The sequence below is a fragment of the Rufibacter sp. LB8 genome (assembly GCF_014876185.1).
Taxonomy (GTDB): Bacteria; Bacteroidota; Bacteroidia; order Cytophagales; family Hymenobacteraceae; genus Nibribacter.
The window spans coordinates 779,220-802,711 of sequence record NZ_JADALJ010000001.1; the positions used below are offsets into that span (position 1 = coordinate 779,220).

Below are 23,492 nucleotides of genomic sequence, written 5' to 3' on the forward strand. Positions count from 1 at the left end.
GCAAAACATTCTCCTGTGTCACAGGGTATTATAGGGTAAACAGACTTTGGTCTGGCAGGCTTTGAGAGGAAGTAGGTAGCACATGAATTCTGAAAATCAAAACAAGATAGGCGCCGGAAAGCTGTCCCGGTTTGAGCGCATTGAGAAAGTACCGCTTTTAAAGATGCTGCTGTACCTCAGCATGGCCGGCATGGGGGTGCTGTTCTTCATTCTTATCTTCATTTTCTTGTCAGACCTTGGTCAGTTGCCGCCGGGCAAATCCATTGCGCTGCCCAAACTGTTTTCGGTGAGTACGGTGCTGTTGCTGGTCAGCGGTTTTTTTATGCACCAGGTACCTGATTTCTATAAACAAGATGATTTAGTACGCATGAACCGCCGGTTGCTGGGCGCCCTTAGCCTGGGCGTTCTGTTTACGGTGGCGCAGGTGGTGGCCTGGTATGAACTGACCACCCAACAGGTTTTTTTTAAAGGACAGACCATCGGCACCTTCCTGTATCTGCTCTCGGCACTGCACCTGCTGCACGTGGCGGGTGGCCTGGCGTTTTTGGCTTTCCTGTTCCTGAAGAATAACCGGGCCTCAAAAGACCCCATCAGAACGCTGGTATTCATCAGAGACCCCTTCCGGAAAATGCAACTAGAGATGCTACGCAGCTACTGGCATTTTCTGGACGCGGTTTGGATAGGTTTGTATTTCGTTTTCCTCTTCGCGCTCTAGCAGGCAATATTATATAAACAAGAATTCCCGTTTTGGGCTCATTTCTGAAAATGAGCCCGAAAACGGGAATCCTTGTTTTATAGATTAAAGAAAATCTAGAAGCTAGCCGCAGAGGTGCAGGCTGTAGAGGTCAAAGTTTCTATGTTCAAAAAGGGCATCCAGGCGGTAGCTGTAGCCCACAGCCTGTGGTCTTTTCCCGAAGTGCACGTGCTTGATGTATTTCCGGAGCACATCATGCAGTTCTGAGTTGTGCATGAGTTCGCCCCACACAAACACTTGGTCCTGCTCTGGGTTCATCTTTTTTTCCTGCAGCACAAACAAGACAAAATAGATGAAATCTTCATAAGACGTGAAGTAAAACGAATTGCAAAACTCCAGGCGCAACCCTTGCAACACCACCAGCGTGAGGTAATTTTTATCTACGTAAATGTACAGCTTGGGCTTGCCGCTGCGTTCGGCCATGTGCAGAAAACCTTCCATGAGCGCCGAGGTCTGGTGCACAAACTCCACCCTGGTGTTCTGGAAATGCGAGGCTGCCCAGGCCTCCAGCGCAACGGGAGCCGTGAACACGTTCATGAGTTCCAGCCGGGGGTGCGCGTAATGGTGCACTTGTTCCTGGCCGGGTTCCACCACAGCGTTCAGTTTTAGGTATTCCTCGCGGGCGTTGACGTCAAAGAGCGTCTCCGGAATAAGCGTGAACTGCTGGTTTTTGATGCCAATGCGCACCAGGCTCCAGTTCCGTTTTTGCAGAATGGGGTTGGTTTGCGCCAGATTTTCAAGGGCGGCAATGGCGCCGGCCACGGTGGTCACGCCCGCCGCCTCATAATCTTCCAGCGCAATGAATTTATTTCTGGCCTGGTCCAGCACGCCCAACCGAATGCGGTGCGCCCCAAAGGTGAGGTACAGGCACGCGTTTTCCGGCGCCGATGCGTCAAAGGCATCATCAGAAACACGCTGGGTTTGTTTAAAGGCCGAAACCGGATTGTTCAAAAGGCAAAAGCTAAAAGGGTGACGACCGGCCCCAGTGATTTCAGGACCGCACCACAATAATACAGATTTTTACCTATTGTGCCTAGATTGGTCTTTTGGCTACCAAGCAAAAGCCGCAGGTAGTGCGCTGATTTAGAACGGGTCTGGAAATCTTTAAAATTTTTTTGCCTCGCAAGGGAAAATCCGTTTTCGGGCTCATTTCTGGAAATGAGCCCGAAAACGGAAAAATAGTAAGACGAATTAATCCAGGAAGGAATGCTTGGGAATAAACAAATCGTCTAGGTTCACCAGGTTATGCAGAATGGGGTGCGTTTCTTGGGGCTTTATTTGATAGAGCTCTTTGGTGGTCAGGAATTTAACTTCCTCCAGTAATTGTGATTCAGCATTATGTTCTGGGTCAGTGCCCAGGGCTAGTTGACCGGAGATAAGTCTGACTTCAAAAAACAATTCCAGGGCGTGCAGGGGCGGTTTCAGGAATTCATTCAGGTACAGGAACCTCACGGGCTCCACGTGCAGGCCGGTTTCCTCCAAAAATTCGCGCCGGAGGCAGTCTTTCACTTTTTCGCCGTATTCCAGGCCGCCGCCGGGGGGCATCCAGAAAACGCCTTCGCCAAAGGCGGCCTTGTGGCGGGCCAGCAGCAGTTTGTTGTCTTGTACCAGCAGGCCGCACACGCGTGTTCTGGTTTTATAGCTATAATTCTCCGCGAACGGATGTAAATTCTCCATAGGTTGTGAGGCAGGCGCCAAGGCCGTACTTTTGCCAGATGATGCAAACGTTTAATCCAGACTTTAAGAATACGGTCAAAGAGAAACTTCAGCGACAATTTTACATGCATTTGCTGGGTTTTACCATAGAAACCATAGAAATAGGCCTGATTGAGGGTAGATTGCAACTGGAGGAGAAGCACAAACAGCACAAAGGCTTTGCGCACGGCGGCGTCATTGCCACCATTGCCGACATTGTGATGGGTTTTGCCGCCGTGAGCCTGGTGCCCAAAGAACACCATGTGGTCACGGCAGATTTGCGCGTATCGTATCTGAACCCTGGGGTGGGCGAGGCGCTCTTTGCCAAAGGCTGGGTCTTGAAACAGGGCCGTAAGTTGAACTTTTGCGAAGCTGAGATCTTTAGTATAGACGGGCAGGGCCAGCAGACCCTCATCGCCAAGGCCTCCTCCACCATGGCCACCATTCAGCCCCATGACCAGAAACCCGCCTAACTACCGCTATGAGCCCAGCCGACGCGCTTCGTCAGAATTTTCCGTTTACTCCCACGCAGGATCAGGACACGCTTTTCCAGAAGCTGGATCAGTTCATTCTGCGCAAAACCGGCCTGCCGGAAGTTTTTCTGCTGAAAGGCTTTGCGGGTACCGGTAAGACCACCGTGGTGAGTTCTCTGGTGAAGATTCTAAACAAATTCGGCTACAAATACGTGCTATTGGCGCCCACCGGCCGGGCCGCGAAGGTGATGGCCACCTACTCGGGCAAGCCGGCTTCCACCATCCACAAGAAAATCTACAAGCAGACCGCCAACCCGTATTCAGATGGCCTGGCCTTTGCGCGCATGCCCAACAAGAGCGAGAATGTGGTCTACATTGTAGATGAAGCCTCCATGATCTCTGATGAAAAAGCGTTTGGTGATAACGGGCTGCTGCAGGATTTAATGGGCTACGTGTTTGAGAAACCAAGCAACAAACTCTTGCTCATTGGGGATACCGCCCAGTTGCCGCCCGTAAACCAGGCTTTGAGCCCGTCACTGGATGCCGGTTACATGCGAAATAATTTCAAATGCACCGTGCATGAGATGGAGATGCGCCAGGTAATGCGGCAGGCCGAGGCTTCCGGTATTTTGATGAACGCCACTCGCCTGCGCAACGAGCTCTTGAATGAAACCCCGGCGCTTACGTTCTCCACCAAAGGCTACAAAGACATTTTCTCTATGCGCGGCGACAAGCTGGAAGACGGCTTGCGCTACGCCTATGACAAATTTGGGATTGACAACACCACGGTCATCTGCCGATCCAATAAGAACGCAAACCTCTACAATCAGCACATCAGGCGGCAGATTTTCTTTGCCGAGGACGAGATTGGTGTGGGCGATTATCTCATGATTGTGCGCAACAACTATTCCTGGCTGCCCAAAGACTCCAACATCGGCTTCATGGCCAACGGCGACTTCGTGGAAATCACCAAGATCATTCGGTTTGAGGAGATGTACAACATGCGCTTCGCCGATGTGCGCATACGCTTTGTAGATTACCCGCAGGAGGAGGAACTGGACACCAAAATTATGATGGACACGCTGTATTCTGAGTCGCCGGCGTTGCCCGCCGACAAGAACAAGGAGCTGTATAATTTGGTCTTGCAAGATTACATGCACATTGCCAACAAACGCGTGCGCTCCCAGGAAATGCGTCAGGACAAATATCTCAACGCGCTGCAAGTTAAATTTGCTTACGCCTTAACGTGCCACAAGGCCCAGGGGGGGCAATGGCAGGCCGTTTTTGTGGACCACGGTTTTCTGAAAGAAGACATGGTGAACACTGAATTCGCACGTTGGCTGTATACGGCCACTACCAGGGCGTCTGAGCAGTTGTTTCTGGTCAACTTCAACAAACAACTGCTGGAAGACCAACCGGTGGTTGAGGAGTAATCTGTATCTTTAGGAAATTAACGTTCTTACACCACTTACTTTGAGTGCTATGAATATGAAAACACTTTCTCTTTGCGCGGCTTTTCTGGTCTTTGGTACCGCGGCCGCCTTTGCCCAAACCGCCCCAGATTCTCTGGCAACCCCAGCGGTTGTAGCGCCAAAAGTGGTGGAAGGCCCGTCCATTCAGTTGGAGGAAGAAAAGTTTGATTTCGGGAACATCAAGCAAGGCGACGTGGTGGAACATACCTTTACGTTCACCAACAACGGATCGCAGCCTTTGGTCATTAAAAACGTGCGCACTACCTGCGGCTGCACGGCCACTGATTATCCAAAGACAGCCATACAACCCGGCCAAACGGCCAGCCTCACTGCCAGATTCAACAGCGCCGGCAAGAAAGGACCTCAGAACAAAGTAATCACCATTGACTCCAACGCCGTGCAGGGCTCGGCCCAGGTTTTCATCAAAACCAATATTCTGACCACCGTGAATTAGCGTTTTCGGGCTCATTTCTGGAAATGAGGCCAAATACGAGGGCTCTTCTACACGGTAGAAGAGCCCTCGTATTTTTACAGGAAATTATGACCTTACGGCAGGTTTTTAGCCAATACCCAAACCATGTTGAGCCAGCCGCCAATCAGGAAAAGCCCGCCAATGGGGGTGATGGCCCCCAGCCATGTGACGCCCGTGAGGCACAGCACATACAAGGAACCCGAGAAAATCAGGATGCCAATCATAAAGCAAATGCCTGAGATGGACAAGCCGGTGGCGGCGGGGAACTGCGCCATGAGAATACCCACCAGTAGCAAGCCCAGCGCGTGGTACATCTGGTATTTCACGGCGGTCTCAAAAGTGGCGGTGCGGTTGGTTTCGGTGAGGAGTTTAGCCAGACCGTGTGCCCCGAAGGCTCCAATCATCACGCCCACGGCGCTTATCAAAGCGCCCAGAATCAATATGGTTTTAATGCTCATTGGTTAGAATGATTTAGTTGAAGTTAAGTTGTTGGGTAATTCCGGTTTCCGAAAATGGCGCTGCCCACTCGTACCATAGTGCTACCTTCCTGCACGGCCAATTGGTAGTCTGAGCTCATGCCCATGGAGATTTCCTTAAAGAAAGGAGCGATGGAAAAAAACTCGTTCCGCAAGTCCTCAAAGTAGGAGCGAAGCTGCTTGAATTCACGTTGCAAGTGTGCCGTGTCTGAGGTGTAGGTAGCAATACCCATCACGCCGCTAATGCGAACATGTTGCATATTTTGGAAGGCTTCAGACCGCAAAAGTTCATGTGCTTCAGCCAGCGAGAGACCGGTTTTGGAATCTTCTTCGGCAATATAAAACTGTAGCAAACAATTGATGACCCGGTTGTTTTTCTGCCCTTGCTTGTCTATTTCCTGCAGCAATTTCAAGCTGTCAACGGACTGAATCAGGTGCACAAAGGGCGCGATGTATTTTACTTTGTTCGTCTGCAAATGCCCAATCAAGTGCCATTCAATGTCCTGCGGCAACTCTGGGTATTTGGCGGCCATTTCCTGCACCTTGTTTTCCCCGAAGGCGCGCTGCCCAGCGGCATAGGCTTCCTGAATGGCCTCTACCGGGTGGGTTTTGGACACGGCAATCAGCTGGCAGTCAGTGTCTTTCAGTTTGTCCTGAAATTCAATTATGTTTTCTGTAATAGACATAAAGTAAAGTAGTAAGAATCAACGCCTGGCAATCAATCTTCCAGTGCGTTGGTGAAGAACGTGTTCTTGAGTAATAGCCAAAGCAACAGCAAGAGAATGGCCCACCGGAGGTAAATCTGGTAATAGTCTTTAGTGTCTCTGAAGCGGGTTTCTTTCACAACGGTTTTCTCCAGGGTATTGATGCGCTGAAAAATCTGGGCCAGCGCCCCGGCATCCTGCGCCCGGAAGAACTGGCCCTCAGACAATTCAGCCAGTTGCCTCAGTGTTTTTTCCTCCAGGCCTGTCTGAATGGTCATTGCCTGCCCGGCTGAATCTGCCAGTTGCACCGTGCCTTCCTTGCCAATGCCCACCGTGTACAACTTCAATTGAAAAGCATGGGCCAGTTGCGCGGCCAACTCAGGGTCCAGGCTGCCGGCAGTATTTTCGCCATCACTGATCAAAATACAGACCTTTGATTTGGAGGTGGATTCCCGCAACCGGTTAATGGCCACGGCCAGCGCGCTGCCAATGGCGGTACCGTCTTCCGAAATCATGTTCAATTTTATGTTTCTGATGCTTTCCTTCAGCAGTGCATAATCTGTGGTGAGCGGGGCCAACGAATACGCCCTTCCGGCAAACACCACCAAACCAATACGGTCCTGCACGCGGCCCTCAATAAATTCCAGGGCCACTTTTTTGGCGGCTTCCAGGCGGTTGGGCGAGAAATCTGTGAGTTCCATGGAGCCTGACACGTCCAGCACCAGCACAATGTCAATGCCTTCGGCGGCAAGTTCAATGGTTTCATCTGTTTTCTGCGGACGGGCCAGCGCCACCAGCACCAGCATCAGGAACAACCCAAACACCACATCTGGCACGTAACGGAGCACGCTGGTCCAGTGCCAGGTGGCCTTGCCTTCAAACAGGGCCACGTCCAGCTTTTTCCGGAACTTCAGGTGAAGAAGCCAACGCAGCAGAAACAACACGGGCACACCCAGCAAGGCATACAGATAGCCGGGGTTTTCCCAGTCAAAGTTTTGCCAGGTTTGCCACGAAAACCATTTGAGGCTCAGCCAGGAAATATCAGCGGATGTTTGCCACATGGCGCAGGGAGTCTCTTATTAAGGTATAACGGGTGGCCGCGAATTCAGCTAGTTGTGATAGAGCTTGGGCCACTTCATTTTCATCATCTGAGATAATATTGCCGTAAATGGCGCGGTCGCAGACTTTGAGGGTGTTGCTCACGCGCTCGTCTTCTTCATAAAACGTGGTGATTTCTTTGGTGGTGAACGAACTGATTTCCTCTTCCTCCAACTTGGTGAGGTAATTTTTCCAAAGCGTGATGGCGCGCTCCAGCGGTTCCATGGTTTTCAGGCGCCTGAACCGTTCCTTCGCGTTGTTAAACCTTGACTGGAACTGGGCCTGGTCTTTTCGCAAGACATACAACTTATACCGGGTGTTCAAACTTTTCCCGAACAAGGCCCAGATAGCCGTGAAAAAAACCGCCGCCGCCACCAAACCTAAGCTCCAATACAAATAGTTGAATTTTTCAGGCACGTATTGCAACGGTGTATTCGCTTTCAAAGGCAAAGCATCTGCCACGGCGGTCACGTGCTGCACCAATACCACTGAGTCTGGTTTGGTAGCAAGTTGCAACGAGTCTCCGTTTAGGAAAAGCAGCACTTGCAGTTGCAGGCGCTGCACTGGCTGCAACTGAAAAGTGCGCAAGGTGTAGACAGTGCTGTCGGTGCTCAGGCCGTTCTGGGTGCGGGTGGTGAAGTACTCTTTGTTCACCAACTCAAACGGCGCGAATTTGAAAGAAGAGTCTGGAAACACTACCTCGGCCTGAGGGGCGTGCCGGCTTAACAGCACATACCTTACCGTTTGGCCCAGCTCCACAGAATCACGCAGAAAGTACCCGTCTACCTGTACCTTGGGAACTTGCCCTGCAGCAAAAAAAGGAAGCCACAGCAAAGCCAGAAAACTTAGGGTCTTCCTTAAAGTGCCGTCTATTTTATAGTTGTTCAGCAAAGTATCTTCATGATTTTTTCCGTTTTCGGGCTCATTTCCAGAAATGAGCCCGAAAACGGAAATGAGGGTTAGGCACTTCGTTTCATGATTTTGTTTCTGGCCCTGAACAGGTTCACCAACTGCGGCACGTAATCTTGTTCCACATAAATAGGCAGGAAATCTGCCTGGTATTGGCGACAGAGCTTGGCCAGTTTTTCCTGGTTCTGCGCGTAGGGCAATAAATATTTTTCCTTGAAAGCCGAAGAGGAAGTGTTGATCCAGATGGTCTTGCCGGTTTCCTTATCCAGCAACGGCACAATGCCCAGGCTGGGGAAAGTAGTCTCCCGCCGGTCCATGAGCTGCAACACAATGAGGTCATGCTTTTTGGCCAGCATGATCAATTCACGTTCATAGTCCAGGTCAATAAAATCTGAAATCAGGATGATGATGCTTTTGCGCTTGACCACGTTGAGCGCCAGCTTGATGCCCGCGCCAATATGCGTTTTGTTGGAGACAGGTTGGAGTTCGGCCAGGGCTTTGATCAACGCATAGGCATGGTCATTGCCTTTGCCAGGCCGAAGGTATCGCTCTTTGCCATCTGAAAAACAGATCATGCCCAGCTGACTGCCTTGCTTAATGGAGGCCAACGCCAGAATGCCGCTAATTTCCTTGCCAATGTCCATTTTCTGGCTACCGGGAGTGCCCAAGGCCTGGGAACCGCTCACGTCTAACAGTATGAACACGTTCTGCTCTTTCTCTTCGCGGTAGGTTTTCACGAAGGTTCCGTGCCCTTTGGCCGTTACGTTCCAGTCAATGGAGCGCACGTCATCGCCGTATTGGTAAGCGCGCACGTCATCAAACTCCAGGCCGGAACTCTTGAACACAGACTTGAAGTCGCCCTGCATTTGGGCGTCAATTGCCTTTCTTATCTGTATCTCGTACTTTCGCAGCTTCCTGACCAGGTCTTTCATGTACCAAAAAGGTTTGTGCAGCGTTTAGAGCTTGTTTGCCGTTGGGCGTAGCTTAAACCAAACAACGTTTAAAATTACCTAATCTTACTGACAACCGCGTGAAAAAACGACTGTGCTCTCTGTTGCTTTCTTTGGTGATGCTTTCGTGCGGAGAAACTTTGGAAAAACCCCAGGATATGTTGCCCGAAGATACCATGACGAATATTCTCCTGGACATTCACCTCACCGAGGCCCGCATTGGCCGCACCATCCTGCACCAGGACACCGCCAAGGCCACGTTCAGATTTGCCAGCAAAGACATTCTGAAAAAGCACGGCGTCTCTGACAGCGCCTTCAGGCACTCGTATGATTTTTACCTGAAACACCCCGCTGAAATGGACAAACTCTACGAGCGCATCATTGACAGCCTCAGCCTGCAAGAGTCAAAACTGATGCCCAAGGATGGGTCCGTTACGCCAGCTCCGCCCACACCCACTTTATCCAGGCCAGCTCTGCTGCCTTAATTGTTAAATCAATTTCTGGCCATTGGGCACCCCGGCCGCGGGTTGAGCCAGCACAATGTGTCCGTTTTCATCAGAAAAGCCGGTTACCAGCACTTCAGACAGCCAGGGGCCAATTTGTTTTTTAGGGAAGTTGGTCACGCAAATTACCTGCCTGCCTGGCAATGCCTCTGTGGTATAATGATGGGTGATTTGCGCGCTTGATTTTTTTATGCCCAAGGCTCCTAAATCTATCCAGAGTTTATAGGCCGGCTTGCGCGCTTCTGGAAAATCCTCAGCTTTCACAATGGTACCCACGCGCAGGTCCACCGCTTCAAACTGCTCCCAGGTAATCAGATTTTCCATGTCGTTTTTGTGCGAAGGTAAAAACTTGGCAGAGTCCTCACAAACCTGAAAACCTCCGCGGCAAAACCAGCCCCTTGCAGTATGCGTACGCTTCTAGACACAAGGCCATTCCCTTGAGCCTGATTCAAACTGCGCTACTATGAAAAACAACACTGGAACTTCTCTTTCTGTCTGGCAACCGGGCGTGACCATGCCCACAACGCAACCTTTGGCTGCCCACGTCACCACCGATGTCTGTGTGGTAGGGGCGGGCATCTCTGGGCTCACCACCGCTTATTTACTTACTAAAGCCGGCTGCAAAGTAACCGTGCTGGAAGCCAAAGATATCTGCGGCGGCGAAACCAGCCGCACCACCGCGCACCTTTCCTGGGCCTTAGACGACCGGTATTCCAAATTGATTCAGGTGCATGGCAAAGCCAACGCCTTATTGGCCTACCAAAGCCACAGTGATGCCATCAAGCAGATTGAGCAAATCATTAAAGATGAAAAGATAGACTGCGAATTTGAATGGCTGCCCGGCTACCTTTTCTTAGGAGCCACTGACACGGAAAACCAGCTGGACGAAGAACTGGAAGCCTGCCGGTCTTTGGGCATCACAGACGTGGTCAAATTGAAACAGTGTCCTTTGCATTCGGTGAGCAGCGGCCCTTGCCTTGAATTCCCCAACCAGGCGCAGTTTCACCCCACCAAGTATTTAGAAGTAATAGCCCGTTATATTCTGGAACATGGCGGCGAAATCTATACCCACAGCCACGTAAAGGAATTTGATACCGGGGTGGTGCACAGAGCCGTCACCGATGCGGGTTTTGCCGTAACAGCCAATCACCTGGTGGTCTGCACCAATACCCCGGTGAATGATTTCGTGACCATGCACACCAAACAATCACCGTACCGCACCTACGTGGTGGGCCTCAAAGTACCCAAAGGCAGCGTGCCCACCGCTTTGTATTGGGACGATTCTGACCCTTACCACTATGTGCGCCTGGCTAAAATAGCGGGAGATGGAAACCAAGATTCAGAAGTTTTGATTGTAGGCGGCGAAGACCATAAAACCGGCCAAAGTTCCACTGATGAAAACGAACGCTGCACCTGCCTGGAAGATTGGACCCGCCAGAAATTCCCGATGGTGCAGGAGCGCCTCTTTCAATGGTCTGGACAAGTAATGGAACCCATTGATTATTTAGGCTACATCGGCCGGAATCCCGGAGACATCAAGACCGTCTACATTGCCACCGGTGACTCCGGTCACGGCATGACCCACGGCACTATAGCCGGTATACTAATCACAGACTTGATTTTGAAGAAAGCCAACCCCTGGGAAAACCTGTATGACCCGGGCAGGGTTACGTTGTCACTAGACACGGCCAAAGAATTCCTGAAAGAAAACCTGAACGTGGCCGGCCAGTACTTTGACTGGCTCAAGCCCGGCACTTCTGCCAAAGAAGAGATTGCCCCCGGAACTGGTGCGGTGGTGCAGAAAGGTATGTCTAAAGTGGCGGTCTATTGTGACCCGCAAGGGAACAAGCACGAATGCTCCGCGGTCTGCACTCACCTGGGCTGTATGGTTGACTGGAACGCCTCAGAGAATTCTTGGGATTGTCCTTGCCATGGATCTCGGTTTGATCCCTTCGGGAAAGTGGTGGCCGGGCCAGCTACTAAAGATTTGGAGAAATTATAACGCTTAATTAGAATTAAAGTGAAAGCCCAAAACAGGAAATGCGCCTATTCAAGGGCGCATTTCCTGTTTTGGGCTTTCTTGTTATATAATTCAACCAACTATTTAAAGGCTTCCAGTTGGAGAAACCGTTCCTCTACTGAAGCCATCCAGCGTTCCTGCACTTCCTGGTCAAGGCCATGGCGGCTTTCTTTATCGTATTGGTCCTGCTCTTTGTGCCAGTTGTCAAACGCCTGAGTGGCATAGCGGTTTAAGTCTGCGGCTCCTTTTTGGCAGGCATTGGTGAGGGTGGAGAGGCGCTTTCTGAGTTGGCGGGCGTGCAGTTCGGTTAAATCAAAATGCAGTTGTTCATGCGCTAATAATTCAGCCGAATTCTTGTTCCGGGTCCAGGATTCCCTGGGGTTGAAAACGGCCTCCACCTTAAACTTGAGCTGGTTGTCTTCGCACTTCACTTTCATCTCCATGTTGGTGGAGGTGAGCGCGTGGTGACTATTCTCAGGGGCAGGTTCCCCGGCGAAGTCGTTCCAGGTGAGGCGCTTCTGCGGAGCCCAGGGAATGTCTGCGGAAGGAGAAGCTGGTTTAGGCGCTGTTTCCGGAACAGAGGCCAAAAACAGACTGCTGTACCAGATGGTTAAAATAGTGATCATCATAGCTGTTTGGGTAACCACCTGTTTTTGAAACGAGTTTCCTGCCCAGCCAGTATTTCAGAATTATTTAGGGCTTAACTTTTTAAAACGCAAAAACAGCAGCAAAGCGGCAATGGTCAAGCCCGTGAACAGCCCCATCCAGACGCCGATGGCTCCAAATCCCGCCCAAAACCCTAACGCATACCCCACGGGCAAGGCAATCAGCCAATAGGAGAGGAGCGAGATCATGCTGGGCACCTTCACGTCTTCCAGGCCTCGCAAAGCACCCAGTCCCACCACCTGCAGGCCGTCTGACAGCTGAAAAATGGCCGCAATAATCAACAGCTGCGAAGCCAGGGCATGTACCGACACATCTTTTACATAAAACGCCGGGATCAAATCTTTGCTAAGAATGATCAGGCTGGCCGCCACCGCCATGAACAAAATGCCCAGAATCATGCTGCTGTAGCCCGCTTCATGCATGCCGTGCCGGTCACCGGCGCCGCGCAGCTTGCCCACCCTAATGGTGGCGGCCGCCGAAATGCCGCTGGCCATCATATAAGTTACAGAGGCCACGTTGAGCGCAATCTGGTGCGCGGCCAATTCACGGGCGCCCAACCAGCCAATCATCACCGCCGAAAAGCTGAACGCACCCATCTCAAAAATCATCTGCATTGAAATGGGCAAGCCCAGTTTGAACATACTGTACATGTGCGCCCAAGACACGCTGGATTTCTTGAGGTAATAGGTGTACCGATTAAACCTTGGAGCCAGCAGCACATAGGCCGCCAACATGATCGCCATTAATATTCTGGAAATGAGCGTGGCCCAGGCCGCGCCATTCAAGCCTAAGGCAGGAAACCCCAGTTTACCGTAAATCAAGACATAGTTCAGGCCCACGTTTACCACGTTCGCGAAAATGGAGATGTACATAGACTGCTTGGTGATGGACAAACCTTCAGCAAACTGCTTGAACGCCTGAAACACCATGAGCGGCACCATGGACAGAAATAAGATGTTCACGTACGGAATGGCCAGGGCCGCGACTTCCTCGGGCTGTTTCAGGAGATGGATGAGCGGGGAGAGGCCGTAAAACAAACCAAAGAGCAACACGCCAATCAAGGTGTTCAGAATAAGGCCGTTGAGCAAGACCAGGGCAATACGCGTGTGGTTTTTGCGGCCATCGGCGCGGGCCACCAGCGGCGTGATGGAAAAGGAAATGCCAAGCCCAAACACCAAGGTTATCGTGAAGATGCTGTTGCCCAAAGAAGCCGCTGCCAACTGGGTAGTGCCAATCCTGCCCGCCATCACACTGTCGGCCACACTTACCAGAATATGCCCCATCTGGCTCAAGACCACCGGATAAGCCAACCAAAAAGTGCTCTTGTAATGCTGACGGTACTTAGCGGAAAAAATCACAGGATTGACCTACTTAAAATGAACCGCAAAAGTACGGGTAATTTCCCAGTTGGGCAGATTCATTTCCTGTTTGAAAAGCTGTGGTGGTTTATTTATTCTGAACCCGAAACTTTAGAATATCGGTAGGTTTCAATTCCCGTTTTCGGGCTCATTTCCAGAAATGAGCCCGAAAACGGGAATTAACTCCATCAGGAAAGAAAGGCTTTCAAATGTTGCAGGGCACTATCTAAAAGATCATCTGGTAACCCAAAAGACATCCTGACGGCGGTGGGCATGCCCATGTCGGTGCCGGGTAGAACCTCAAGGCCGACCTGTTCTTTTAAAGCCGCCGCCCATTCTTCAACTAGGATATAAGGTGAGTTTTCCTGTTTTGGTTTCAGATAGCCAGAGACATCTAAGGTAAAATAATAGCCCGCGTCCGGTAGATAGAATTGCATATTAGGCAGTTGTCTTAACACGTTGGCGGTTTTAATTCTTTTGGCTAAAAGTTCATCCCGGAAACCTTCCCAAATTTGGTGCCGCTGCTGCAGAACCGCCGTGGCCCCGGCCTGGTTAAGCGGCGACACGCCGCTAATGAGTTTCTGCTGCAAGGCCGTGGCTTTGGTAATAATAGGCATAGGCGCAATTAAATACCCCACCCGCCAGCCGGCCATGGCAAAGGATTTGGAGAAACCGTTCACCACCGCAATTCTTTCTCGTAGGTGCTCAAACCGAAGAAAGCTGTGCATGGGTTTGTCATACACCAAGCCGTCATAAATTTCATCTGACAACACGTGTAGGTTTGGGTGGGTCTCCAGCAACTGCGCCACGGCTTCCAGTTCGGGTAAGGAGTAAACTTTGCCCGTGGGGTTGCCGGGGTTGGTGAGAATCAGAAGCCGGGTATTGGGGGTGATGGCCTTTTTTAGATTCTCCAAGGGCAATTGGTAGTTTTTCTCGGGGTTTGCCGGCACCGCGATGAGGGTGACACCTACTTCCTGCACTAATTCAGGGAACGCAAACCAGTAAGGCGCCAAGGCTATCACCTCGTCATTGGGCTTCAGCAAACTTCTGAAATACAGATACAACGCGTGCTTAGTGCCGTGCGTGACCAAAACTTGCTCGGCGGGGAGCGGAATTCCTTCGTCCTCAAAATACCGCCGGGCAATGGCGTTTCTCAACGTGGGCGTTCCTTCATGTGGCCCATAATACGCCACGCCTTCGTCTAAAGCGGCCTGCATGGCCTGCGTGGCCACCGCTGGCGTTTTGAAATGGGAAAACCCCAAATGAAGCGGAATCAATTCCATGGCACAAATAGTTGTAAGTCAGCAATTTGCCGCATTGCAGAGGCATTTACAAATTGGACGCGGATTTTGTCTTAGGAACGGGGCATGAGCAAAACATCGGCGAAGCCATGGGTACTGTCTGTGAAAACTTCTGCCACTTCCAGATCACAGGCCTGGGCCATGGTTTTTAACTGCTTGATGGAGTACTTGTAAGAATTCTCGGTGTGTATGGCTTCCCAGGCGTCAAAATGGAACGTTTGGCCAATTAACTTCACCTGTACTTCCTGTTCCTGGGTGGAGATTAAATAGCTTTTCATGGTGCCCTCAATGGGGTCATATTCCGCGAAGTGGCTGAATTGTGCCAGGTTGAAATCTGCTTGCAGTTCATGGTTGATGCGGTGCAGCAGATTCAGGTTAAAGGCGGCGGTCACCCCGGCGGCATCGTCATAGGCCAACCGTATTTTCTCGGGTTCCTTGCGCAAGTCCACACCCATGAGCACGCGGTCCTCAGGCCCCAGCGCCGACCGCAATTCGCATAAAAACCGCTGCGCTTCCTCCGGGGCAAAGTTGCCGATGTTGGAGCCCAGAAACAATATGAGCTTGCGGGTCTGGCTGTTCTGGTTAAGCCAGGCCAGCCCCTGGAAATACTCGGCCACTAAGCTTGTCACCTTTATTCCGGGGAATTCATTTGGGAGTTCGGCCAGCAATGCCTCCACCTGTTTGGGCGAAATGTCAAGAGGCACAAAGGAAAAGTCCACCTGTTGCGCCTGCAGTTCCTGGAGCAATAATTTGGTTTTATACCCATCACCCGCTCCCAGGTCAATCAACTGAAACGGTGAATCTGTCTTAAACGCAAACAGGATTTCCTTACGTTGGCGGTCCAGAATCTCATATTCCAGCTGGGTGAGGTAATACTCGGGCAAATCCATGATCTGCTGAAACAACTGGCTGCCGCGGGCATCATAGAAAAACCGGGAAGAAAGCTGTTTGGGGGTTTTATGCAGGCCTTGCATAACATCCTGCGCCAAGCCATTTTCTTTGTTGGCGCGGGTAGAAAGCAAGTTAATCAGCTGATGGGAGGTAGCGGTTTGTGCCATAGAAGTCGTTATTTTTTAGCCAGCCTGATGCCGGTGAACTGCCAGCGCTTGTCTGGGTGGAAGAAGTTGCGGTAAGTGGCCCTGATGTGGGACCTTGGCGTGGCGCAGGAGCCGCCGCGCAGCACCATTTGGTTGATCATGAATTTGCCGTTGTATTCGCCAATGGCGCCGGGCGCAGTCTTAAATCCTGGGTACGGAAAATAGCCACTGTACGTCCATTCCCAGGCATTGCCCAGCAATTGTGGTAAGTGAGAATCTTCTGCAGATGTAGTTTCAGTGGCCGGTTGTAAAATATTGTCCTCCAGAAAATTACCAGAGGCGGGTGGGTTGGCAAATGTTTGGGCCAGCGCCTCCCATTCAAACTCCGTGAGCAGGCGGTGACCCGACCATTGCGCAAAGGCCAGGGCTTCATAGAAACTTACGTGGGTCACGGGCGCATTTAACTCCAGCGGCTGCAAACCCTGCAAGGTGAAATGAAACCACTGGCCGTCCTGTTCCAGCCAATACAGCGGGGCCTGCCAGTTTTCTTGTTGCAGCAATTGCCAGCCCTCATCCAGCCAATGCCTGAAATCGGCGTAGCCGCCGGCTTCTATAAATGCCAGGTATTCACCATTGGTCACCAAATGTTTCCTGACGGTGAACTCCGCCAGAAATACCTGGTGCACCTGCTCTTCATTGTCGAAATGGAATTCTGGGCCGTCGTAGCCAATGGTATAAAGACCTTCCTTGACCGTGACCCATTCATTTTTGGCTTCATTTTCAGAAACGAGCCCAAAAACGGGAAGTTCTCTGGCGTTTTGGTAGGCGGGCAGGAGCGGGTTGCAGCTGAGAATATACTTTATGTCAGTAACCAGGAGTTCCTGGTGCTGTTGTTCATGGTGCAAGCCTAATTCCAGAAGGGGCCAGGCGTTAGAAGGCAAGGCTGCAATTTCCTCTTCCAGCAGGCGGGCCACGTGGTGGTCCACATGCGCCCGATAGGCGTAAATTTCTGAGATAGCGGGCCTTGACAAGGTGCCCCGGTCTGATCGGGCCACGCGGCTGCCCATGCTGTTGTAATACGAGTTGAACAGAAACGGAAACTGCGGGTGGAACAAAGTGTACTCCTTTAGATACGGCACCAGCACGAACGTCTCAAAAAACCAGGTGGTGTGGCCCAGGTGCCATTTGGGCGGGCTCACGTCTACCATGGGCTGCATGACCGTGTCTTCAGGGGTGAGGGGGGCGCAAAGTGCCTCGGTTTGGGCTCTAACCGCTTTAAATCTGGCTAGGTAGTCGGGTAAGGCGCTTTTTAGGTCTGCCGGCATGGTAAAAATTGATGTAGGTACTTTCTAAACTAAATTTTGCCGTAAAGGTTGTACCTTCATCCTCCAATTACCTGCGCCAGATGCCGTTTGTCTTAACCCCGTTCAAAAGAGACTTGCAGTTCAAGTTCCAGGCCCGCACCTCGCGCGGCGCCATGCACGTCCACCAGGCCTGCTACCTGCGGCTGCACCACACCCGGCAACCAGAAAAAGTAGGCTGGGGCGAAGGTTCCCCGCTGCCCGGCCTCAGCCTTGATTATTCCCCAGATTTCTTTGCCGTGCTGCAGAACCTTTGCCAGCAATACAATGACTTGCAGGTGGAATCTATAGACCAGGAAGACGGCGAGGAATTTTGGCAGAAACTGAAGCATTGGCCCTCAGTATGTTTTGCCTGGGAAACTGCCTGGGTAGATTTGCTGCGCGGCGGCCAACGCCACCTGTATGACAACGCCTTCGCCAAAGGCCAGAAAAGCATTAAAATCAACGGCCTTATCTGGATGGGGGAGCCCAACTTCATGCGCGAGCAGATCACCAAAAAAATGGAACAGGGCTTCACTTGCCTTAAATTGAAGATTGGTGCCCTTGACTTTGCGCAGGAAATTAAGTTGCTCCGCGAAATAAGGAGCTTTGCCCCCGCCCAGGACCTGGAGATTCGGCTAGACGCCAACGGTGCCTTTGCGGCGGCTAACGCCGAAGAGAAAATCAGACAGCTGGCCGCCTTTGACATTCATTCGCTGGAGCAGCCCATTCAACCGGGGCAGTGGAATGAAATGTGTGAACTGTGCGAAGTTTCCCCCATTCCCATTGCCCTGGATGAGGAAATGATTGGCGTGATGAACAAGGAAGAAAAATGGAATATGCTGAACACCATTCGGCCGCCGTACATCATCTTGAAACCCACGCTGGTGGGCGGTCTGTTCAACGCCCGAGAATGGATTCAGGTGGCGCAGTCGCTGGGGATTGATTGGTGGGTGACCTCGGCGCTGGAGTCTAACATTGGCTTGAACGCCGTCGCGCAGTTTGCCGGGGATTTTGACAACCCTTTGCCGCAGGGCCTGGGCACCGGGCAATTGTACGTGAATAATTTAGAAGCGCCGCTGGAGGTAAGGGGAGAAGATCTTTGGTTTGACCCCAACGGTTCCTGGGAATTACCGGCGTAGCGTTTTGGGGCTCATTTTCAGAAATGAGCCCCAAAACGCTACGCCTCTGCCAGCAGCTTCTTCACTAATTCCGGCACGCCCACGGTGGCTTTTTCTTTGATGATGGTCAAGTTTCGGCGCGAGGTTACATTGGGGTTGGGGTCAATGAAATAGACGGGTGCGTCATGCGGCGCGTAAGACAGCAAACCCGCCGCGGGGTAAACCTGCATGGAGGTGCCCACAATCATGATGTAATCGGCGGTCATGGTTTCCTGGGCGGCCTGCTCAATCAAAGGCACGGCTTCGCCAAACCAGACAATGTTGGGCCGAAGTTGGGAGCCTTTCTCACAGACATCGCCCAGGTTCAATTCCCAGCCTTGCATAGGGTAAATCAAGTTTTCATCTTTAGTGCTACGGCTTTCAAACAGCTTGCCGTGTAAATGCAGGATATTAGTGGAGCCCGCGCGTTCATGCAGGTTGTCCACGTTCTGGGTGATGATGTGCACGTCAAATTTCTGCTCCAGGTTTACCAAGGCTTTGTGGGCCGCGTTGGGCTCCACGCCAAGGGCGCTTTTCCGGCGTTGGTTATAGAAGTCCAGCACCAGTTCAGGATTTTTCTGCCAGCCTTCCGGCGAAGCCACGTCCATCACGTCATGTCCTTCCCAAAGCCCGTTGGCGTCTCTAAACGTGGCCAAACCACTTTCGGCGCTGATGCCCGCGCCCGTTAAAACCACAATTTTCTGTTTGTTTAAAGACATAGAAATGAGAATGAAGAACCAGATAATTTTAAACCTGATGGTTCAGATTACGAAGAAATGAATTTACCTGTTTTGGCGCTCATTTCCAGAAACGAAGCCAAAAACGGAATTTAAAATCCTGTTTTTATTTCCTGGAAAGATTTTAGACATATCCTTTAAAAGGACTGAATACCAAGTGTTTTTCTAGCAAGGCCCAATAGATCTTTTCAGGATGACAAAAAAAAGTGGTCAGTTTACACCAACCATCAACCTATCACCTATAAAAAAAGAATTTCCGTTTTCGGGCTCATTTCTTAAAACGAGCCCGAAAACGGAAATTTTGAAGAATTGCGAAGGAGCAGATTAACTGGCTTTCTTCTTAGTTGTGGTGGTCTTCTTTGTTGTGGTGGTTTTTTTGGCGGCTGCAGCTTTGGTGGTACCGGTTGCTTTCTTGGCTGCCGGTTTTTTAGCGGCTGGCGTGTCTGCGGCGGCGGTTTTTTTCTTGAACCCGCCGCGTGCCGGTTTGTCTGGGGTGTTGGCCGCCAATTCCAGGCATTGCTCCAAAGTCAACTCAGACGGTTCCTGGCCCTTCGGGATTTTTACGTTCTTCTTGCCCACCACAATGTAAGGGCCAAAGCGTCCGTTCAGCACGGTCACGTCTTCATTCTCGGGGAACGATTTGATGTGCTTCTCCGCATCTGCCTTGCGTTTGGCTTCAATCAAAGCAATAGCTTCGGCCTCAGTCACCAGCAAGGGATCCATTTCCTTGGTCAAGGAAAAGTACTTGCTGTTGTGCTGAATATATGGACCAAACCGACCGATGGCCGCTTTCATTTCCTTGCCTTCAAACTCACCTACCACGCGGGGTAACTTGAACAATTCCAAGGCTTGCTCCAAAGTGATAGACTCCAAAAACATGCCTTTGCGAAGGCTGGCATAGACTGGTTTTAACTCCGTGCCTTCCACTTCCTCGCCCAACTGCACGTACGGCCCGAAGCGGCCCAACTTGGCAACAAGCTTCAAGCCTGACACTGGGTCAAGACCTAATTCGCGGGCACCGCTTACGGTGGAGCGTTCCACATCTGCGCTGGCTTCAATGGTTTTATGGAAACTTGAGTAGAATGTGTCTAACATCTTGTCCCATTGCTTTTTACCAGCGGCAATCTCGTCAAATTCTTCCTCTACTTTGGCAGTGAAAGAATAGTCAATCACGCTCTCAAAATGGGCCACCAGAAAGTCGGTCACCACCATCGCAATGTCAGTGGGGAAGAGTTTGGCTTTTTCAGCACCGGCCATCTCGGTTTTCTTCTGGGTAGCTATTTTGTCGTTCTCCAGCGTGAGCACGTTGTAAGGTCGTTCTTTGCCTTCTCTATTGTCTTTTTCTACGTAACCGCGTTTCTGAATAGTTGAAATTGTAGGCGCATAGGTAGAAGGACGACCGATTCCCATTTCCTCTAGTTTCTTCACCAAACTGGCTTCAGTGTAGCGCGGGGCCGGGCGGCTGAACCGCTCGGTGGCCTGCAGGCGCTGCAGCTTTAAATCCTGGCCTTCAGAAAGCGGCGGCAACATGCCTTTCACGTCATCATCGGCTATTTCTTCATCATCCGTTGACTCCGTGTACACTTTCAGGAAACCCTCAAACCGAATTACTTCGCCGGTGGCGATCAGTTTCTCGGGTTGGCCGCTGATGGTGATGGTGGCGGTGGTTTTCTCAATCTCCGCATCGGCCATTTGCGACGCGATGGCGCGTTTTCGGATCAAATCATACAGCCGCTGCTCGTTGCGGTCATCACTGGCCTGCACGGCGGCAAAATCTGTGGGCCTGATGGATTCGTGGGCTTCCTGGGCTTGCTTAGATTTGGTTTTATACTGGCGCGTCTTCACGTAATTGTCACCAAAGGTGCGGGCAATCTCAGCGGCGGCCGCGGTCATGGCTTCCTGCGACAAATTCACAGAGTCAGTACGCATGTAGGAGATTTTACCGGCTTCATACAAGCGTTGCGCCACTTGCATAGTCTGGGCCACAGAGAATGAAAGTTTGCGGCTGGCTTCCTGCTGCAGGGTAGAGGTGGTGAAAGGGGCGGCTGGTGTGCGCTTGGTGGGTTTTTTCTCCAGGCTGTCAATGGTGAACGAAGACCCAAGGCAACGCTTCAGGAAATCCTCGGCCTGGTTATGGGTTTTGAACCGCGTGTTGAGTTCGGCTTCCAGTTTCTTGCCGCCGGCGTCAAAATGCGCGGTCACTTTATAGGCAGATTCAGATTTATGGCGTTCCACTTCGCGCTCGCGCTCCACCACCAACCGCACGGCCACAGACTGCACACGGCCGGCAGAAAGGCCAGTTTTAATTTTTTTCCAGAGCACGGGGCTCAGCTCAAACCCTACCAGACGGTCCAGCACGCGGCGGGCCTGCTGGGCGTTCACCAAGTTCACATCTATGGTGCGAGGATTATCTATGGCGTTTAAGATGGCGTTTTTGGTGATTTCCCGAAACACAATGCGGCGCGTCTTGGCCTCGGTGAGGTTAAGGGCCTCAGACAAATGCCAGCTGATGGCCTCTCCCTCGCGGTCCTCATCAGACGCCAACCACACCACTTCGGCTTCTTTGGCCAGTTTCTTCAGCTGGGCAATGACGTCGCGTTTGTCAGAATTGATGACGTAGGTGGGTTTGAATCCGTTCTGTATATCAATGGCATTGTTATCTTTGGGGAGGTCGCGCACGTGCCCGAAGCTGGATTTTACAATAAAATCCTTGCCCAGGTATCCTTCAATGGTCTTGGCCTTGGCCGGCGACTCCACAATCACTAAGTTTTTTATCATAGAGGAAATGAGGTGGGCACTGCCCGAAATTTTTTCAAAGATGACGTAATTTTCTGAGACAATGCAAACCGAGGTAGTGAAGTGGCTTGCTCAGATACTGTAAATAGAATATACCTTTGGGGCCTGAAAAGGTTTTTTAATGACCCTATGCTATGAAAAATCTGCTATTGATGCGCCACGCCACCGCCGCTGAAAAAGAGGCCGGGCAAACAGACAGTGACCGGGTGCTCACGCTCTTTGGGGAACGACAGGCGGGCCAGGCAGGCCTTTGGTTGGTGGAGCAACAGCTGGTTCCGCAATTGGTGTTGTGCAGCCCCGCCGTGCGCACCCGCCACACCTGGGAGCAAGCAGAGGATGCCCTGCCTAAAAAAGTACCGATAGAATTTGAAAATGACCTTTACCTGGGTACAGAGCATGATATTCAGTCCATAGTGCAGGGCGTGCATGAAGATGTGGATACGTTGTTGGTGGTGGGCCATAACCCTACCATTGCGTTTTTGGCGGCCATGCTTCTGCAGGTACAAGATGAGGAGTTGGCCTTCAGGCCGGCCACCTTGGTTTGGCTGCAGTACAGCGGGTCCCACTGGCGGGATCTGCGGGCCAAGTCCTGTAAATTAATGGCCAAGTACGTTGGGCAGTGAGGATTTTCCGTTTTCGGGCTCATTTCTGGAAATGAGCCCGAAAACGGGAAATAAATGCGGTAAATAATGTGTAGTTTAGCGCACTATCTAGCCCCAGAAAAATATTTCAGAATCTTTGCAACCTATGGCAGCAACAATCGTATCGGTCATCAACCAAAAAGGAGGTACTGGTAAAACCACCACTACCATCAATCTGGGAAGTGCCCTTCAAAAGCAAGGAAAGCGCGTTTTATTGATCGATCTGGACCCTCAAGCCAACCTCTCTTATTCACTGGGAATCACGGAGCCAACCTGCACGCTGGCCGATGTCTTTACCGGGCAGCAAAAACTAGCTGACTGTCTGGTGGAACGGCATGGCCTCATGGTGGCTCCCGGCTCCAATGACTTGGTGGACATTGAGATTTCCCTGGTGACCCAAAAAGACCGTGAGCGATTTCTGCAGCAGATGCTGGAAGAGGTGCCCGCGTTTGACTACATTCTCATAGACTGCCCGCCATCGCTTTCTCTTTTAACTGTGAACGCCCTGGCCGCCTCTGGGGAAGTGCTCATTCCTTTGCAGATGGAAGTGCTTACCCTGCAAGGGCTGGGGCAGATTTTGAATACGGTGAACCAGATCAAAACAACCCTCAACCCCAAGCTCAGGGTGAAGGGCATTGTGGTGGTGATGTATGACAAACGCCGCAAACTCAGCACCGAGATAGAGGAGTACCTGAAAGAGAATGTGGATGAATACATCTTCAAACAACGCATCAGGCTCAACGTGAAACTGGCCGAGGCGCCTTCTTTTGGGCAAAGTGTGTTGGATTATGATGCGTCATCTTACGGCGCAAAAGATTATATTGGGCTGGCAAGTGAATTTGTGGCCATTAAATAGCCAAAGCACTGGCTTTTTGCCTTTAAATTTAGTAAATTGCTCCTTCGTTTGCACGCAGTAAACAGATAGAACTA

The 23,492-nt window shown here is 51.3% G+C and carries 24 protein-coding genes; 9 read left to right on the top strand and 15 right to left on the bottom strand.

Annotated features, from left to right (window positions below):
• The first annotated feature begins 82 nt into the window (after positions 1-82).
• Positions 83-715: a cytochrome c oxidase subunit III gene (locus IMY23_RS03340; protein ID WP_192820732.1), complete on the top strand. Its 633-nt coding sequence runs from the start codon at positions 83-85 to the stop codon at positions 713-715.
• A gap of 102 nt (positions 716-817) precedes the next feature.
• Here IMY23_RS03340 and IMY23_RS03345 read toward each other — a convergent pair whose 3' ends face one another.
• Both IMY23_RS03345 and IMY23_RS03350 read right to left on the bottom strand, forming a co-directional pair.
• Entirely contained in the window at positions 818-1,705 is an 888-nt protein-coding gene (locus IMY23_RS03345; protein WP_192820733.1) for a DUF3822 family protein, read from the bottom strand.
• A gap of 240 nt (positions 1,706-1,945) precedes the next feature.
• Complete coding sequence (locus IMY23_RS03350; RefSeq protein ID WP_192820734.1) at positions 1,946-2,431, bottom strand: NUDIX hydrolase; 486 nt, start codon at positions 2,429-2,431, stop codon at positions 1,946-1,948.
• Positions 2,432-2,469: 38 nt separating this feature from the next.
• Here IMY23_RS03350 and IMY23_RS03355 point away from each other — a divergent pair, with 38 nt between their 5' ends.
• The 3 genes from IMY23_RS03355 to IMY23_RS03365 are packed head-to-tail and all read left to right on the top strand — an operon-like array spanning position 2,470 to position 4,848.
• Positions 2,470-2,922, top strand: coding sequence for a PaaI family thioesterase (locus tag IMY23_RS03355; RefSeq protein ID WP_192820735.1), 453 nt, complete (start codon positions 2,470-2,472; stop codon positions 2,920-2,922).
• An 8-nt stretch (positions 2,923-2,930) separates the two neighbouring features.
• Positions 2,931-4,355, top strand: coding sequence for an ATP-dependent RecD-like DNA helicase (locus IMY23_RS03360; protein WP_192820736.1), 1,425 nt, complete (start codon positions 2,931-2,933; stop codon positions 4,353-4,355).
• A 55-nt stretch (positions 4,356-4,410) separates the two neighbouring features.
• A complete protein-coding gene (locus tag IMY23_RS03365) occupies positions 4,411-4,848 on the top strand; it encodes a DUF1573 domain-containing protein (RefSeq protein ID WP_192820737.1) in 438 nt (145 codons plus the stop codon).
• 92 nt (positions 4,849-4,940) lie between these two features.
• Here the strand turns inward: IMY23_RS03365 and IMY23_RS03370 are convergent, their stop codons facing one another.
• From IMY23_RS03370 to IMY23_RS03390, 5 genes are all read right to left on the bottom strand, one after another.
• Positions 4,941-5,324 (bottom strand): DUF423 domain-containing protein, encoded by a 384-nt coding sequence (locus IMY23_RS03370; protein WP_192820738.1) that lies wholly within the window; start codon positions 5,322-5,324, stop codon positions 4,941-4,943.
• Positions 5,325-5,347: 23 nt separating this feature from the next.
• Positions 5,348-6,028, bottom strand: coding sequence for a YggS family pyridoxal phosphate-dependent enzyme (locus tag IMY23_RS03375; RefSeq protein ID WP_192820739.1), 681 nt, complete (start codon positions 6,026-6,028; stop codon positions 5,348-5,350).
• A gap of 32 nt (positions 6,029-6,060) precedes the next feature.
• Positions 6,061-7,107: a VWA domain-containing protein gene (locus IMY23_RS03380; protein WP_192820740.1), complete on the bottom strand. Its 1,047-nt coding sequence runs from the start codon at positions 7,105-7,107 to the stop codon at positions 6,061-6,063.
• Entirely contained in the window at positions 7,088-8,035 is a 948-nt protein-coding gene (locus tag IMY23_RS03385; RefSeq protein ID WP_192820741.1) for a hypothetical protein, read from the bottom strand. The genes IMY23_RS03380 and IMY23_RS03385 overlap by 20 nt, the downstream gene beginning before the upstream one ends.
• Positions 8,036-8,103: 68 nt before the next feature.
• Positions 8,104-8,985, bottom strand: coding sequence for a DUF58 domain-containing protein (locus IMY23_RS03390; RefSeq protein ID WP_192820742.1), 882 nt, complete (start codon positions 8,983-8,985; stop codon positions 8,104-8,106).
• A 158-nt stretch (positions 8,986-9,143) separates the two neighbouring features.
• On the opposite strand from IMY23_RS03390, the gene IMY23_RS03395 reads away from it, so the two are divergent.
• Positions 9,144-9,488, top strand: a complete 345-nt coding sequence (locus IMY23_RS03395; RefSeq protein ID WP_192820743.1) for a DUF4296 domain-containing protein — start codon at positions 9,144-9,146, stop codon at positions 9,486-9,488.
• 3 nt (positions 9,489-9,491) lie between these two features.
• Here IMY23_RS03395 and IMY23_RS03400 read toward each other — a convergent pair whose 3' ends face one another.
• Positions 9,492-9,830, bottom strand: coding sequence for a tRNA-binding protein (locus tag IMY23_RS03400; RefSeq protein ID WP_192820744.1), 339 nt, complete (start codon positions 9,828-9,830; stop codon positions 9,492-9,494).
• Positions 9,831-9,969: 139 nt separating this feature from the next.
• Here IMY23_RS03400 and IMY23_RS03405 point away from each other — a divergent pair, with 139 nt between their 5' ends.
• A complete protein-coding gene (locus tag IMY23_RS03405) occupies positions 9,970-11,508 on the top strand; it encodes an FAD-dependent oxidoreductase (RefSeq protein ID WP_192820745.1) in 1,539 nt (512 codons plus the stop codon).
• 98 nt (positions 11,509-11,606) lie between these two features.
• Here IMY23_RS03405 and IMY23_RS03410 read toward each other — a convergent pair whose 3' ends face one another.
• The 5 genes from IMY23_RS03410 to egtB form a co-directional block, all read right to left on the bottom strand.
• Positions 11,607-12,155, bottom strand: a complete 549-nt coding sequence (locus IMY23_RS03410) for a DUF922 domain-containing protein (protein ID WP_192820746.1) — start codon at positions 12,153-12,155, stop codon at positions 11,607-11,609.
• 60 nt (positions 12,156-12,215) lie between these two features.
• Entirely contained in the window at positions 12,216-13,550 is a 1,335-nt protein-coding gene (locus IMY23_RS03415) for an MATE family efflux transporter (RefSeq protein ID WP_370589818.1), read from the bottom strand.
• Between the two features lie 188 nt (positions 13,551-13,738).
• Positions 13,739-14,833, bottom strand: coding sequence for a pyridoxal phosphate-dependent aminotransferase (locus IMY23_RS03420; RefSeq protein WP_192820747.1), 1,095 nt, complete (start codon positions 14,831-14,833; stop codon positions 13,739-13,741).
• Positions 14,834-14,904: 71 nt separating this feature from the next.
• Entirely contained in the window at positions 14,905-15,909 is a 1,005-nt protein-coding gene (gene egtD, locus IMY23_RS03425; protein WP_192820748.1) for an L-histidine N(alpha)-methyltransferase, read from the bottom strand.
• A gap of 8 nt (positions 15,910-15,917) precedes the next feature.
• Positions 15,918-17,213: an ergothioneine biosynthesis protein EgtB gene (gene egtB / locus IMY23_RS03430; protein WP_192820749.1), complete on the bottom strand. Its 1,296-nt coding sequence runs from the start codon at positions 17,211-17,213 to the stop codon at positions 15,918-15,920.
• 80 nt (positions 17,214-17,293) lie between these two features.
• Here egtB and menC point away from each other — a divergent pair, with 80 nt between their 5' ends.
• Entirely contained in the window at positions 17,294-18,370 is a 1,077-nt protein-coding gene (menC, locus tag IMY23_RS03435) for an o-succinylbenzoate synthase (RefSeq protein ID WP_192820750.1), read from the top strand.
• A 38-nt stretch (positions 18,371-18,408) separates the two neighbouring features.
• Here menC and IMY23_RS03440 read toward each other — a convergent pair whose 3' ends face one another.
• Positions 18,409-19,107: an NAD-dependent deacylase gene (locus IMY23_RS03440; RefSeq protein ID WP_192820751.1), complete on the bottom strand. Its 699-nt coding sequence runs from the start codon at positions 19,105-19,107 to the stop codon at positions 18,409-18,411.
• Between the two features lie 342 nt (positions 19,108-19,449).
• A complete protein-coding gene (gene topA, locus IMY23_RS03445) occupies positions 19,450-21,903 on the bottom strand; it encodes a type I DNA topoisomerase (RefSeq protein ID WP_192820752.1) in 2,454 nt (817 codons plus the stop codon).
• Positions 21,904-22,055: 152 nt separating this feature from the next.
• Here topA and IMY23_RS03450 point away from each other — a divergent pair, with 152 nt between their 5' ends.
• Both IMY23_RS03450 and IMY23_RS03455 read left to right on the top strand, forming a co-directional pair.
• Positions 22,056-22,544, top strand: coding sequence for a histidine phosphatase family protein (locus IMY23_RS03450; RefSeq protein ID WP_192820753.1), 489 nt, complete (start codon positions 22,056-22,058; stop codon positions 22,542-22,544).
• Positions 22,545-22,668: 124 nt separating this feature from the next.
• Positions 22,669-23,418, top strand: a complete 750-nt coding sequence (locus IMY23_RS03455; protein ID WP_192820754.1) for a ParA family protein — start codon at positions 22,669-22,671, stop codon at positions 23,416-23,418.
• Positions 23,419-23,492 lie beyond the last annotated feature (74 nt).

Coding starts and splice junctions, on each gene's coding strand:
- menC (WP_192820750.1), top strand. CDS start 17,294: ATGCCGTTTGTCTTAACCCCGTTCAAAAGAGACTTGCAGTTCAAGTTC.
- topA (WP_192820752.1), bottom strand. CDS start 21,903: ATGATAAAAAACTTAGTGATTGTGGAGTCGCCGGCCAAGGCCAAGACC.
- egtD (WP_192820748.1), bottom strand. CDS start 15,909: ATGGCACAAACCGCTACCTCCCATCAGCTGATTAACTTGCTTTCTACC.
- IMY23_RS03390 (WP_192820742.1), bottom strand. CDS start 8,985: ATGAAAGACCTGGTCAGGAAGCTGCGAAAGTACGAGATACAGATAAGA.
- IMY23_RS03340 (WP_192820732.1), top strand. CDS start 83: ATGAATTCTGAAAATCAAAACAAGATAGGCGCCGGAAAGCTGTCCCGG.
- IMY23_RS03360 (WP_192820736.1), top strand. CDS start 2,931: ATGAGCCCAGCCGACGCGCTTCGTCAGAATTTTCCGTTTACTCCCACG.
- IMY23_RS03375 (WP_192820739.1), bottom strand. CDS start 6,028: ATGTCTATTACAGAAAACATAATTGAATTTCAGGACAAACTGAAAGAC.
- IMY23_RS03440 (WP_192820751.1), bottom strand. CDS start 19,107: ATGTCTTTAAACAAACAGAAAATTGTGGTTTTAACGGGCGCGGGCATC.
- IMY23_RS03380 (WP_192820740.1), bottom strand. CDS start 7,107: ATGTGGCAAACATCCGCTGATATTTCCTGGCTGAGCCTCAAATGGTTT.
- IMY23_RS03420 (WP_192820747.1), bottom strand. CDS start 14,833: ATGGAATTGATTCCGCTTCATTTGGGGTTTTCCCATTTCAAAACGCCA.
- IMY23_RS03365 (WP_192820737.1), top strand. CDS start 4,411: ATGAAAACACTTTCTCTTTGCGCGGCTTTTCTGGTCTTTGGTACCGCG.
- IMY23_RS03455 (WP_192820754.1), top strand. CDS start 22,669: ATGGCAGCAACAATCGTATCGGTCATCAACCAAAAAGGAGGTACTGGT.
- IMY23_RS03350 (WP_192820734.1), bottom strand. CDS start 2,431: ATGGAGAATTTACATCCGTTCGCGGAGAATTATAGCTATAAAACCAGA.
- IMY23_RS03410 (WP_192820746.1), bottom strand. CDS start 12,155: ATGATGATCACTATTTTAACCATCTGGTACAGCAGTCTGTTTTTGGCC.
- IMY23_RS03400 (WP_192820744.1), bottom strand. CDS start 9,830: ATGGAAAATCTGATTACCTGGGAGCAGTTTGAAGCGGTGGACCTGCGC.
- IMY23_RS03405 (WP_192820745.1), top strand. CDS start 9,970: ATGAAAAACAACACTGGAACTTCTCTTTCTGTCTGGCAACCGGGCGTG.
- egtB (WP_192820749.1), bottom strand. CDS start 17,213: ATGCCGGCAGACCTAAAAAGCGCCTTACCCGACTACCTAGCCAGATTT.
- IMY23_RS03450 (WP_192820753.1), top strand. CDS start 22,056: ATGAAAAATCTGCTATTGATGCGCCACGCCACCGCCGCTGAAAAAGAG.
- IMY23_RS03355 (WP_192820735.1), top strand. CDS start 2,470: ATGATGCAAACGTTTAATCCAGACTTTAAGAATACGGTCAAAGAGAAA.
- IMY23_RS03370 (WP_192820738.1), bottom strand. CDS start 5,324: ATGAGCATTAAAACCATATTGATTCTGGGCGCTTTGATAAGCGCCGTG.